Origin of the sequence: Citrobacter sp. CK181 (assembly GCF_030333595.1) — a bacterium.
Lineage (GTDB): Bacteria > Pseudomonadota > Gammaproteobacteria > Enterobacterales > Enterobacteriaceae > Citrobacter_B > Citrobacter_B koseri.
The window spans coordinates 1-13,472 of the sequence record NZ_JAOWFN010000009.1 but is presented as its reverse complement, the minus strand read 5'-3'; the positions used below and the strand labels follow the sequence as shown (position 1 = coordinate 13,472).

The 13,472-nt window shown below is 52.9% G+C and carries 9 protein-coding genes; all 9 read right to left on the bottom strand.

Going from position 1 to position 13,472, the window contains the following annotated elements:
* Nucleotides 1–30: 30 nt before the first annotated feature.
* Nucleotides 31–4,254 carry a DNA-directed RNA polymerase subunit beta' gene (gene rpoC / locus OGW17_RS03715; protein WP_071258107.1) on the bottom strand — a complete coding sequence of 1,408 codons (4,224 nt, stop codon included), beginning with the start codon at nt 4,252–4,254 and terminating at the stop codon, nt 31–33.
* Nucleotides 4,255–4,330: 76 nt separating this feature from the next.
* A complete protein-coding gene (gene rpoB, locus OGW17_RS03710; RefSeq protein WP_024130652.1) occupies nt 4,331–8,359 on the bottom strand; it encodes a DNA-directed RNA polymerase subunit beta in 4,029 nt (1,342 codons plus the stop codon).
* Nucleotides 8,360–8,678: 319 nt separating this feature from the next.
* A complete protein-coding gene (rplL, locus tag OGW17_RS03705) occupies nt 8,679–9,044 on the bottom strand; it encodes a 50S ribosomal protein L7/L12 (RefSeq protein WP_012133812.1) in 366 nt (121 codons plus the stop codon).
* A gap of 66 nt (nt 9,045–9,110) precedes the next feature.
* Complete coding sequence (gene rplJ / locus OGW17_RS03700) at nt 9,111–9,608, bottom strand: 50S ribosomal protein L10 (RefSeq protein ID WP_004097644.1); 498 nt, start codon at nt 9,606–9,608, stop codon at nt 9,111–9,113.
* 355 nt (nt 9,609–9,963) lie between these two features.
* Nucleotides 9,964–10,671 carry a 50S ribosomal protein L1 gene (rplA, locus tag OGW17_RS03695; protein ID WP_012133813.1) on the bottom strand — a complete coding sequence of 236 codons (708 nt, stop codon included), beginning with the start codon at nt 10,669–10,671 and terminating at the stop codon, nt 9,964–9,966.
* 3 nt (nt 10,672–10,674) lie between these two features.
* Nucleotides 10,675–11,103 (bottom strand): 50S ribosomal protein L11, encoded by a 429-nt coding sequence (gene rplK, locus OGW17_RS03690; RefSeq protein ID WP_012133815.1) that lies wholly within the window; start codon nt 11,101–11,103, stop codon nt 10,675–10,677.
* 157 nt (nt 11,104–11,260) lie between these two features.
* Entirely contained in the window at nt 11,261–11,806 is a 546-nt protein-coding gene (gene nusG, locus OGW17_RS03685; RefSeq protein ID WP_003862341.1) for a transcription termination/antitermination protein NusG, read from the bottom strand.
* A gap of 1 nt (nt 11,807) precedes the next feature.
* A complete protein-coding gene (gene secE, locus OGW17_RS03680) occupies nt 11,808–12,191 on the bottom strand; it encodes a preprotein translocase subunit SecE (protein ID WP_012133816.1) in 384 nt (127 codons plus the stop codon).
* 231 nt (nt 12,192–12,422) lie between these two features.
* Nucleotides 12,423–13,472 (bottom strand): elongation factor Tu (gene tuf, locus OGW17_RS03675; RefSeq protein ID WP_286448902.1); only part of this gene is annotated, 1,050 nt, incomplete at its 5' end.

Genomic DNA, 13,472 nt, shown 5'->3' with positions numbered 1-13,472 from the left:
TTTAAACACACCTCCCCACCAGTTTAACGATTACTCGTTATCAGAACCGCCCAGGCCTGCGTTCAGCAGTTCTGCCAGGCTGGCAGACGCATCTTCAGCAGTCACCTGCGGTGCAGCCGGGAGTTCACCCGCAGCACGGCGGCGCATACGATCCTGGTGGTACGCATAACCGGTACCTGCCGGGATCAGACGACCCACGATAACGTTCTCTTTCAGGCCACGCAGTTCGTCGCGTTTACCCGCAACGGCTGCTTCGGTCAGGACACGCGTGGTCTCCTGGAACGATGCCGCAGAGATGAAGGACTCGGTTGCCAGAGACGCTTTGGTGATACCCAGCAGATCGCGGGAGAACGTTGCACCCACTTTGCCGTTCGCTTCCAGGTCGCGGTTAGCGATCTTGACGCGGGAGTATTCAACCTGCTCGCCTTCCAGGAAGTCGGAGCTACCTGCGTTTTCGATGGTGGCTTTACGCAGCATCTGACGAACGATAACTTCGATGTGTTTATCGTTAATCTTAACGCCCTGCAGACGGTATACGTCCTGTACTTCGTTAACGATGTAACGAGTAACAGCATGAACACCACGCAGACGCAGAATGTCGTGCGGCGCTTCCGGGCCATCGGAAACCACGTCACCACGTTCTACACGTTCACCTTCGAACACGTTGAGCTGACGCCATTTCGGAATCATCTCTTCGTACGGCTCGCTACCGTCTACCGGGGTGATAACCAGACGACGTTTACCTTTGGTTTCTTTACCGAAGGAAATGATGCCGCTGATTTCAGCCAGGATTGCCGGCTCTTTCGGACGACGCGCTTCGAACAGGTCAGCAACGCGCGGCAGACCACCGGTAATATCCTTGGTACCGCCGGATTCCTGCGGAACACGCGCCAGGGTGTCACCAGAGCTGATCTGTACGCCATCTTCCAGCTGAACAATCGCTTTACCCGGCAGGAAGTACTGCGCAGGCATATCGGTGCCAGGAATCAGAACGTCGTTACCCTGAGCATCAACGATTTTCAGCGCCGGACGCAGGTCTTTACCACCCGTAGTACGCTCTGCGGAATCCAGGACCACCAGAGAAGACAGACCGGTCAGCTCGTCAGTCTGACGAGTAATGGTCTGGCCGTCGATCATGTCAGTAAAGCGGACGAAACCACTTACTTCGGTGATAACCGGCATGGTGTGCGGGTCCCAGTTTGCAACGGTTTCGCCGCCGGCAACCTGCTCGCCATCACCTTTCGCCATAACAGAGCCGTAAGGCACTTTATAGCTCTCTTTGGTACGACCGAATTCGTCGATCAGTTTCAGCTCGGTGTTACGGGAGGTGATAACCAGTTTACCGCTGGAGTTCACAACCGACTTCGCATTGCTCAGACGGATGCTACCTTTGTTTTTCACCTGGATGCTGGATTCAGCAGCCGCACGAGATGCCGCACCACCGATGTGGAACGTACGCATCGTCAGCTGTGTACCCGGCTCACCGATGGACTGTGCCGCGATAACGCCGATAGCTTCACCTTTGTTGATGATGTGGCCACGCGCCAGGTCACGACCGTAGCAGTGCGCACATACACCAAAGTCGGTGTCACAGGATACAACGGAACGCACTTTAACGGCGTCAACAGAGTTCTCTTCCAGCAGGTCACACCACTGTTCGTGCAGCAGCGTGTTGCGCGGAACCAGAATATCTGCGGTGCCCGGCTTCAGTACGTCTTCAGCAGTCACACGACCCAGTACGCGATCGCGCAGCGGCTCTTTAACGTCGCCACCCTCGATAACCGGAGTCATCAGGATACCTTCGTGAGTACCGCAGTCGTCTTCAGTTACCACCAGATCCTGCGCAACGTCAACCAGACGACGAGTCAGGTAACCGGAGTTCGCTGTTTTCAGTGCGGTATCCGCCAGACCTTTACGCGCACCGTGAGTGGAGATGAAGTACTGGAGTACGTTCAGACCTTCACGGAAGTTCGCGGTGATTGGCGTTTCAATGATGGAGCCATCTGGCTTCGCCATCAGACCACGCATACCAGCAAGCTGACGAATCTGTGCCGCAGAACCACGCGCACCGGAGTCGGCCATCATGTAGATGCTGTTGAAGGAAACCTGCTGCTCTTCCTGACCGTCACGGTTAATCACGGTTTCGGTCTGTAGGTTGTCCATCATCGCCTTGGATACACGATCGTTCGCCGCAGCCCAGATATCGATAACTTTGTTATAGCGTTCGCCCGCTGTTACCAGACCAGACTGGAACTGTTCCTGGATCTCAGCAACTTCGGCTTCCGCTTCGGAGATGATCTCGTGTTTCTTCTCCGGGATAACCATATCGTCGATACCAACGGATGCACCTGAACGCGCTGCATAAGCAAAGCCGGTGTACATCGTCTGGTCCGCAAAAATAACGGTCGGTTTCAGGCCCAGAATACGGTAGCAGGTGTTCAGCATTTTAGAGATGGCTTTCTTACCCAGCGCCTGGTTGACGATGGAGAAAGGCAGACCCTTCGGTACGATCATCCACAGAATGGCACGGCCGATGGTCGTGTCTTTCAGGCTGGTTTTCGCTACGAATTCGCCGTTAGCATCTTTTTCGTATTCGGTGATACGCACTTTAACGCGCGCATGCAGAGAGGCCAGACCAGCGCGATAAATACGCTCAGCTTCTTTCGGGCCAGTCAGCACCATGCCTTCGCCTTTGGCGTTAACACAGTCACGGGTCATGTAGTACAGACCCAATACAACGTCCTGAGACGGAACGATGATAGGTTCGCCGTTCGCCGGGGACAGGATGTTGTTGGTAGACATCATCAGCGCACGCGCTTCCAGCTGGGCTTCCAGCGTCAGCGGTACGTGAACAGCCATCTGGTCACCATCGAAGTCGGCGTTATATGCCGCACAAACCAGCGGGTGCAGCTGGATAGCTTTACCTTCGATCAGTACCGGTTCAAATGCCTGGATACCCAAACGGTGCAGTGTTGGCGCACGGTTCAGCAGTACCGGGTGTTCGCGGATAACTTCGTCCAGGATATCCCAAACGACAGCTTCTTCACGCTCAACCATTTTCTTCGCGGCTTTGATGGTGGTGGCGAGGCCACGCAGTTCCAGCTTGCCGTAGATGAACGGTTTGAACAGCTCCAGAGCCATTTTCTTCGGCAGACCGCACTGATGCAGACGCAGGTATGGACCTACGGTAATGACAGAACGACCGGAGTAGTCAACACGCTTACCGAGCAGGTTCTGACGGAAACGACCCTGTTTACCTTTGATCATGTCGGCCAAAGATTTCAGAGGACGTTTGTTAGAACCGGTGATCGCACGACCGCGACGACCGTTATCCAGCAGGGCGTCAACCGCTTCCTGCAACATACGTTTTTCGTTACGTACGATGATGTCCGGCGCAGCCAGATCCAGCAGACGTTTCAGACGGTTGTTACGGTTGATCACGCGACGATACAGATCGTTCAGATCCGACGTTGCGAAACGACCACCATCCAGCGGAACCAGCGGACGCAGATCTGGCGGCAGAACCGGCAGAACGGTCAGGATCATCCACTCTGGTTTGTTACCAGACTGAACGAACGCTTCCAGCAGTTTGATACGCTTGGTCAGCTTTTTACGCTTGGTTTCGGAGTTGGTTTCGTTCAGCTCTTCGCGCAGAGTTTCACACTCTTGCTCCAGATCCATGCTCTTCAGCAGGGCCTGAATAGCTTCCGCACCCATCTTCGCGTCGAATTCGTCACCGAACTCTTCCAGCGCGTCCAGATACTGTTCTTCAGTCAGGATCTGCTGGCGTTCCAGGTTAGTCATACCGCCTTCGATAACCACATAGGATTCGAAGTACAGCACGCGTTCGATATCGCGCAGCGGCATATCGAGCAGCAGGCCGATACGAGACGGCAGAGATTTCAGGAACCAGATGTGAGCAGTCGGGGACGCCAGCTCGATGTGGCCCATACGCTCACGGCGTACTTTAGTTTGGGTCACTTCAACGCCGCACTTCTCACAGATCACACCACGGTGTTTCAGGCGCTTGTACTTACCGCACAGGCACTCGTAATCTTTTACCGGCCCGAAGATACGGGCGCAGAAAAGGCCGTCACGCTCAGGCTTGAACGTACGGTAGTTGATGGTTTCCGGCTTTTTAACTTCACCGAAAGACCATGAACGGATCATGTCTGGCGAAGCCAGAGCAATTTTGATCGCATCAAACTCTTCGGTTTTAGTTTGCGCTTTCAGAAACTTTAATAAGTCTTTCACGGATTTGCTCCCGTCGGAGTTAGCACATTCCGCTGCCGGGTATTACCCCGGCAGCAGTGACCTGTTTGAGCGAGAATTACTCGTCTTCCAGTTCGATGTTGATACCCAGCGAACGAATCTCTTTCAACAATACGTTGAAGGATTCCGGCATGCCCGGTTCCATCTGATGGTTGCCGTCCACGATGTTCTTATACATCTTAGTACGGCCATTCACGTCATCAGACTTAACGGTGAGCATTTCCTGCAAGGTGTATGCTGCGCCGTATGCTTCCAGCGCCCACACTTCCATCTCCCCGAAGCGCTGACCACCGAACTGCGCCTTACCACCCAGCGGCTGCTGAGTAACCAGGCTGTAGGAACCGGTGGAACGAGCGTGCATTTTGTCGTCGACCAGGTGGTTCAGTTTCAGCATGTACATGTAACCTACGGTTACCGAACGCTCGAACTGTTCACCGGTACGGCCGTCAAACAGCGTGATCTGACCGGAAGTCGGCAGGTCACCCAGTTTCAGCAGCTCTTTAATTTCCGCTTCTTTCGCACCGTCGAACACCGGCGTTGCGATCGGCATACCTTTGCGCAGGTTTTCAGCCAGACGCAGAACTTCTTCATCGCTGAAGGTATTCAGGTCAACTTTCTGACGAACGTCAGCGCCCAGATCGTACGCACGCTGGATGAATTCGCGCAGTTTCGCGACTTCTTGCTGCTGTTTCAGCATGGCGTTGATCTTATCGCCGATACCTTTCGCAGCCATACCCAGGTGGGTTTCCAGAATCTGACCGATGTTCATACGAGACGGTACGCCCAGCGGGTTCAGTACGATGTCTACCGGCGTGCCGTTTTCATCGTAAGGCATATCTTCGATCGGGTTGATCTTAGAAATTACACCCTTGTTACCGTGACGACCTGCCATCTTGTCACCAGGCTGGATACGGCGTTTAACCGCCAGATATACCTTAACAATCTTCAGCACGCCCGGTGCCAGATCGTCGCCCTGAGTGATTTTGCGGCGTTTCGCTTCGAGTTTTTTCTCGAACTCGTGTTTCAGTTCGTCGTACTGCTCAGCCAGTTGCTCCAGCTGATTTTGTTTCTCTTCGTCGGTCAGGCCCAGTTCCAGCCAGCGATCGCGCGGCAGTTTGTCGAGCTTCTCAGCTTCAACGCCACCGGAAACCAGCACAGCGTGGATACGGCTAAACAGGCCAGCTTCGAGGATCTGCAATTCTTCAGACAGGTCTTTCTTCGCCTGCTTCAGCTGCATCTCTTCGATTTCCAGCGCACGTTTGTCTTTTTCTACGCCATCGCGAGTAAAGACCTGAACGTCGATAACCGTACCGGAAACACCGTTTGGTACGCGCAGAGAAGAGTCTTTAACGTCAGACGCTTTCTCACCGAAGATCGCACGCAGCAGTTTCTCTTCTGGCGTCAGCTGGGTTTCACCTTTCGGCGTTACCTTACCAACCAGAATGTCGCCGCCGGTCACTTCCGCACCGATGTAAACGATACCGGATTCATCCAGTTTAGAGAGCGCAGCTTCACCCACGTTCGGGATATCAGCGGTAATCTCTTCCGGCCCCAGCTTGGTGTCACGGGACACACAGGCCAGTTCCTGAATGTGGATGGTGGTGAAACGGTCTTCCTGGACAACACGCTCGGAAACGAGGATGGAGTCTTCGAAGTTGTAGCCGTTCCACGGCATGAACGCTACGCGCATGTTCTGACCCAGCGCCAGTTCACCGAGGTCGGTGGACGGACCGTCAGCCAGCACGTCGCCGCGCTCAACCGGCTCACCCAGAGAAACACACGGCATCTGGTTGATACAGGTGTTCTGGTTAGAGCGGGTGTATTTGGTCAGGTTGTAGATGTCGATGCCTGCTTCGCCCGGGTACATCTCGTCTTCGTTAACTTTGATAACGATACGGGACGCATCCACGTACTGAACAGTACCGCCACGTTTAGCAACCGCAGTTACACCGGAGTCAACGGCAACAGCACGTTCCATACCGGTACCAACCAGCGGCTTATCAGCGCGCAGAGTCGGAACCGCCTGACGTTGCATGTTCGCACCCATCAATGCACGGTTGGCGTCATCGTGTTCCAGGAACGGGATCAGGGACGCACCGACGGAAACCACCTGCTGGGTGGAAACGTCCATGTAGTCAACCTGGTCGCGGCTGAACAAGCTGGATTCGCCTTTGCTACGGCAAGTAACCAGATCTTCTACAAAGTGGCCTTCGTCATCCAGGTTGGAGTTCGCCTGAGCGATAACGTAGTTACCTTCTTCGATAGCAGACAGGTAATGAATTTCGTCAGTCACCACGCCGTCGGTGACTTTACGATACGGAGTCTCAAGGAAACCGTATTCGTTAGTCTGTGCATACACGGACAGGGAGTTGATCAGACCGATGTTCGGACCTTCAGGCGTTTCGATAGGACATACGCGACCGTAGTGGGTCGGGTGTACGTCTCGAACTTCGAAGCCTGCGCGTTCACGGGTCAGACCGCCTGGGCCGAGTGCGGAGATACGACGTTTGTGCGTAATCTCAGACAGCGGGTTGTTCTGGTCCATAAACTGAGACAGCTGGCTGGAGCCGAAGAACTCTTTCACTGCCGCAGAAATCGGTTTGGCGTTGATCATGTCCTGAGGCATCAGGGTATCCAGATCGCCCAGAGACAGACGCTCTTTCACCGCACGCTCAACACGCACCAGGCCAACGCGGAATTGGTTTTCCGCCATTTCGCCTACGGAACGGATACGACGGTTGCCGAGGTGGTCGATATCATCGACTTCGCCTTTACCGTTACGGATATCAATGAGCTTCTTCATCACGTCAATGATGTCGTCTTTGCTCAGGATACCGGAACCTTCAATTTCGTCGCGCAGCAGAGAACGGTTGAACTTCATACGACCAACCGCAGACAGGTCATAGCGGTCTTCGGAGAAGAACAGGTTCTCAAACAGGCTTTCAGCCGCTTCACGAGTCGGCGGCTCACCCGGGCGCATCATGCGGTAGATTTCTACCAGCGCGCTCAGACGATCGTTGGTCGGGTCGATGCGTACCGTTTCAGAAATGTACGGGCCGTGATCCAGATCGTTGGTGAACAGCGTTTCGATACGCTTGTGGCCAGACTGGCTCAACTTCGCCAGCAGATCCAGGCTCAGCTCCATGTTCGCTGCGCAGATCAGCTCGCCAGTTGATTCGTCAACGTAGTCTTTAGACGCCACTTTACCCGCGATGTACTCAACCGGAACTTCGATATGTTTGATATCGTCTTTTTCCAGCTGGCGAATGTGGCGCGCAGTAATGCGACGACCTTTTTCGACGTACACTTTGCCGTTGGCTTCGATGTCAAAGGAGGCGGTTTCACCACGCAGGCGTTCCGGCACCAGTTCCATCTGCAACTTGTTGTCGCGGATCTCGAAGATCACTTTCTCAAAGAACAGGTCCAGGATCTGTTCAGTGGTGTATTGCAGTGCACGCAGAATGATGGTCGCAGGCAGTTTACGACGACGGTCGATACGGACAAACAGGTTGTCTTTCGGATCGAACTCGAAGTCCAGCCATGAACCACGGTAAGGAATGATGCGTGCGTTATACAGTACTTTACCGGAAGAGTGAGTTTTACCTTTATCGCTGTCGAAGAAGACACCCGGGCTACGATGCAGCTGGGAAACGATAACACGCTCAGTACCGTTGATAACGAAAGTACCGTTGTCGGTCATGAGCGGAATTTCGCCCATGTAGACTTCTTGTTCTTTAATGTCTTTTACGGTGCCTTCCGGCGCTTCGCGCTCGTAGATCACCAGACGCAGTTTTACGCGCAGCGGTGCGGAATAGGTCACGCCACGGATCTGACATTCCTGAACGTCAAACACCGGTTCGCCAAGGCGGTAGCTGACGTATTGCAGCTCGGAATTACCGCTGTAGCTCTGAATCGGGAACACGGAACGGAATGCAGCTTCCAGACCGTACTGCCCTTCAGGATCTTGCTCGATAAACTTCTGAAACGAGTCAAGCTGGATAGAAAGGAGATAAGGTACATCCAGAACTTGTGGACGTTTACCAAAATCCTTACGAATACGTTTTTTCTCGGTATAGGAGTAAACCATAGGGTTCCTCAGCTCGCTGACAAGTCGACCCATCTGTCCTGCGGAGGGACAGTTTGTGCAACACTATTTTGTTGACCGGAAAATGGAATACTTTCCGCAATGCCTGTTGCTATCACGCTTAAACCATTTCATTGCGATTTACACAGAACGGGCGTTCTGTCGCAGTATATTAAGTCGTCGATAGAAACAAGCATTGTCAGGACAACCAGTAGTCAAACAGTGTGAAACGCTACTGGCGCCTTACAGCGCAAAAAGGCTGGTGACTAAAAAGTCACCAGCCATCAGCCTAATTTCTTAGGCTGCAACCGGAAGGGTTGGCTTATTTAACTTCAACTTCAGCGCCAGCTTCTTCCAGAGATTTTTTCAGAGCTTCAGCGTCATCTTTGCTCACGCCTTCTTTCAGAGCGGCCGGAGCAGATTCTACCAGGTCTTTAGCTTCTTTCAGACCCAGGCCAGTCGCGCCACGTACTGCTTTGATAACAGCAACTTTGTTAGCGCCAGCAGCTTTCAGAATTACGTCGAATTCAGTTTTTTCTTCAGCAGCTTCAACCGGGCCAGCAGCTACAGCTACAGCAGCAGCAGCGGAAACACCGAATTTTTCTTCCATTGCAGAGATCAGTTCTACAACGTCCATTACGGACATAGCGGATACTGCTTCAATGATTTGATCTTTAGTGATAGACATTTAAATTGTTCCTGAATATCAGAATAAGTTTATACGTAAGCGGATGCGTTACAAAGATAACTGCGATTAAGCAGCTTCTTTCGCATCGCGTACAGCAGCCAGAGTACGAACCAGTTTGCCAGCCGAAGCTTCTTTCATGGTTGCCATCAGGCGTGCAATTGCTTCTTCGTAGGTCGGCAGAGTTGCCAGGCGGTCGATCTGAGACGCCGGGATCAGCTCACCTTCAAAGGCAGCGGCTTTGACCTCAAATTTTGCATTCGCTTTCGCGAACTCTTTGAACAGACGAGCAGCAGCGCCCGGGTGTTCCATAGAGTATGCAATCAGGGTCGGACCAACAAACGTGTCTTTCAGGCACTCGAACGGAGTACCTTCAACGACGCGGCGCAGCAGGGTGTTACGAACAACACGCATGTAAACGCCAGCTTCACGACCTGCTTTACGCAGTTCAGTCATTTTATCTACAGTTACGCCACGGGAATCCGCAACTACTGCAGACAGCGCGCCTTTGGCTACTTCGCTGACTTCAGCAACAATCGCTTGTTTGTCTTGAAGATTTAAAGCCATTAGCTTTGCTCCTGGATGTTTGCCAGAGCTCATGCTCTGGAACTCACTTCACTCTCCTCAACGAGGAGAGCGTCTTAATACGGTGAGCAGAAACAAGCCAGAGTATAAAAAATAATCTTAGCGTTCTGTCACCGTCTACGCAGGGCATTAAGTTTCTTACGAAACACCTGCGGTCTTCGACGGAGGCCTGGATAGGCCAGGCTCCAACGAACAAATCTTGTCTATGACTTCGCCCTTTGAACCGTAGCCGCGTTAGCTGCTACAATTCAAATGACTCGCATAGAGTTCTGTTTATTTCAACAGAAACGTGGGGGTAAGATTGTAGACAAAATCACCGCCCACGTAAAGGCGAATATTAGTTCGCCACAGTCGCAGTCAGACCGGACTGATCAACGGCAACACCAGCACCCATGGTGGTGGAGATGCTAACTTTCTTGATGTACACGCCTTTCGCCTGAGTCGGTTTTGCTTTTTTCAGCGCAACCAGCAGAGCTTCCAGGTTTTCTTTCAGTTTGTCAGCGTCAAAATCCACTTTACCGATGGTGGTGTGGATGATGCCGTTTTTGTCGTTACGGTAACGAACCTGACCAGCTTTAGCGTTCTTAACCGCTTCAGCAACGTTAGGAGTTACAGTACCCACTTTCGGGTTCGGCATCAGGCCACGCGGACCCAGAACCTGGCCCAGCTGGCCAACAACGCGCATTGCATCCGGGGAAGCAATAACAACGTCAAAGTTCATTTCGCCTTTCTTGATCTGTTCAGCCAGATCTTCCATACCTACCAGTTCAGCGCCAGCAGCTTTAGCAGCTTCAGCGTTTGCACCCTGGGTAAATACGGCTACGCGAACGGAACGGCCAGTACCGTGCGGCAGTACAGTTGCGCCACGTACGTTCTGGTCAGATTTACGCGCGTCGATGCCGAGGTTAACGGCAACGTCTACGCTTTCTACGAACTTAGCAGTGGCCAGTTCTTTCAGCAGAGAGATAGCTTCGTTGATGTCGTACTGTTTGGTCGCATCAACTTTCTCACGGATCACACGCATGCGCTTGGTCAGTTTAGCCATTTCTTAGTCCTCCACTACCAGGCCCATGGAACGTGCAGTACCTTCGATGGAGCGAGTCATCGCTTCAATGTCGGCACCAGTCATGTCGGCAGCTTTGGTCTGCGCGATTTCCTGCAGCTGAGCGCGGGAAATTTTACCTACTTTGTCTTTGTTCGGCTTGCCGGAACCAGACTTAATACCAGCCGCTTTCTTCAGCAGAACTGCTGCCGGAGGCGTTTTGGTAATGAAGGTGAAAGAACGGTCAGCGTAAACGGTGATAACAACCGGAATCGGCAGACCTTTTTCGATGGAATCAGTTTTTGCGTTGAACGCTTTGCAGAATTCCATGATGTTTACGCCCTGCTGACCCAGAGCCGGACCTACTGGCGGACTCGGGTTAGCCATACCAGCTGCAACTTGCAGCTTGACGTAGGCTTGTACTTTCTTAGCCATTGCAATTTCCTCGTTTGGGTATAACGCCTGAAAACAGGCTCCCCGTGATATAAAAAAATCGTTTTACGGGCCAGGCCCATAAAAACAAAAGGCGCGAAATTGTATTCCAATCTCGCGCCTTGTGCAACGATTAAATCGCCGCTTTTTTGATCGCTGCTTAGGCTTTCTCAACCTGGGCAAAGTCCAGTTCTACCGGGGTCGCACGACCAAAGATAGAAACAGACACCTTCAGGCGGGACTTCTCGTAGTCCACTTCTTCAACAACGCCGTTAAAGTCAGCAAACGGACCGTCGTTAACACGAACCATTTCACCCGGTTCAAACAGCGTTTTCGGACGCGGTTTATCACCGACCTGTTGCAGGCGGTTCATGATCGCATCAACTTCTTTGTCGCTGATTGGCGCCGGACGGTCAGACGTACCGCCGATGAAGCCCATCACACGCGGAACACTGCGCACCAGATGCCAGCTTGCGTCGTTCATCACCATCTGAACCAGGACGTAGCCCGGGAAGAATTTGCGCTCGCTTTTGCGACGCTGGCCGCCACGGATTTCGACCACTTCTTCGGTCGGCACCATGACTTCACCAAACAACTCTTCCATATTGTGTAATTTGATATGCTCACGCAGCGATGTTGCTACGCGGCCTTCAAAACCGGAAAACGCCTGAACGACGTACCAGCGCTTTTTAGGAGCTTCAGACATCTCAGAACCTCAGGCCAGTGATAAAGGATACCAGGCGAACCAGAATACCATCCAGTCCCCACAGGATCAGTGACATTACTGCGGTAACCGCAGCCACAATCAGCGTGGTGTGCAATGTTTCCTGGCGAGTCGGCCAAATGACCTTACGGACTTCGGTACGCGCTTCACGGGCAAAAGCAACGGTTGCTTTACCTTTTGTCGTCAACAGCGCGACACCACCCGCTGCAGCAATCAGAATTACTACGGCCAGCGCACGCAGCGGCAGCATCATGTCGCGATAGAGGTAGTTGCCCACAATAGCCACAAGCAGCAATGCGACAACAACGACCCACTTCATCGCTTCCAGGCCGCGCCCGCTTCCTTGAGCTTCGGTATTCGCACTCATAAACCAACCTGTCAGAAGTATTCTACAAACATTTTCACCCCGCGTATGCGAGGCAATCCAAACCGAAATGCTCTGTGTTGCGTTTCGGACTAAACGCCCTCAGCAGAGCCTGTCTCAGCAATGATTATGACAAAAAAAATCACTGATGAGCCAGGTTCTGATGTGAAAGCGTGCAAAAAGGGCATCAAATGATGCCCTTTTATTGCGCATTGCGTCAAATGTTATCAGCGATTAGCCGAGAACTTTAGCAACCACGCCCGCGCCAACAGTACGGCCACCTTCACGGATTGCGAAACGCAGACCGTCGTCCATCGCGATCGGGTGGATCAGGGTAACAACCATTTTGATGTTGTCGCCCGGCATTACCATCTCTACGCCTTCCGGCAGTTCGATGGTGCCAGTCACGTCAGTTGTACGGAAGTAGAACTGCGGACGGTAGCCTTTGAAGAACGGAGTATGACGGCCGCCTTCGTCTTTGGACAGAATGTACACTTCAGATTCGAACTTGGTGTGCGGCTTGATGGTGCCCGGCTTAGCCAGTACCTGACCACGTTCGATTTCTTCACGTTTGATACCACGCAGCAGAACACCTACGTTCTCACCAGCACGGCCTTCGTCCAGCAGTTTGCGGAACATTTCAACGCCAGTACAGGTAGACTTCGCAGTCTCTTTGATACCAACGATTTCAACTTCTTCGCCCACTTTGATGATACCGCGCTCTACACGACCGGTAACAACGGTACCACGACCGGAGATGGAGAATACGTCTTCGATCGGCAGCAGGAACGGCTTGTCAATCGCACGCTCTGGTTCCGGGATGTAGGAATCCAGGTAGCCAGCCAGTTCGATGATTTTCGCTTCCCACTCTGCGTCGCCTTCCAGCGCTTTCAGAGCAGAACCACGAACGATCGGCGTGTCGTCGCCCGGGAAATCGTACTGAGACAGCAGTTCACGCACTTCCATCTCAACCAGTTCCAGCAGCTCTTCGTCATCAACCATGTCGCATTTGTTCAGGAACACGATGATGTACGGAACGCCTACCTGACGACCCAGCAGGATGTGCTCACGGGTCTGCGGCATCGGGCCGTCAGTCGCAGCAACAACCAGGATCGCGCCGTCCATCTGCGCAGCACCGGTGATCATGTTTTTAACATAGTCGGCGTGGCCCGGGCAGTCTACGTGCGCGTAGTGGCGAGTCGGGGTGTCGTATTCAACGTGAGAAGTGTTGATGGTGATACCACGAGCTTTTTCTTCCGGCGCGTTATCGATCTGGTCGAATGC

Bases quoted from the DNA above. Each gene is read 5' to 3' on its own strand.
- secE (WP_012133816.1), bottom strand. From the start codon at position 12,191: ATGAGTGCGAATACCGAAGCTCAAGGAAGCGGGCGCGGCCTGGAAGCG.
- rplJ (WP_004097644.1), bottom strand. From the start codon at position 9,608: ATGGCTTTAAATCTTCAAGACAAACAAGCGATTGTTGCTGAAGTCAGC.
- rpoB (WP_024130652.1), bottom strand. From the start codon at position 8,359: ATGGTTTACTCCTATACCGAGAAAAAACGTATTCGTAAGGATTTTGGT.
- rplL (WP_012133812.1), bottom strand. From the start codon at position 9,044: ATGTCTATCACTAAAGATCAAATCATTGAAGCAGTATCCGCTATGTCC.
- nusG (WP_003862341.1), bottom strand. From the start codon at position 11,806: ATGTCTGAAGCTCCTAAAAAGCGCTGGTACGTCGTTCAGGCGTTTTCC.
- rplK (WP_012133815.1), bottom strand. From the start codon at position 11,103: ATGGCTAAGAAAGTACAAGCCTACGTCAAGCTGCAAGTTGCAGCTGGT.
- rplA (WP_012133813.1), bottom strand. From the start codon at position 10,671: ATGGCTAAACTGACCAAGCGCATGCGTGTGATCCGTGAGAAAGTTGAT.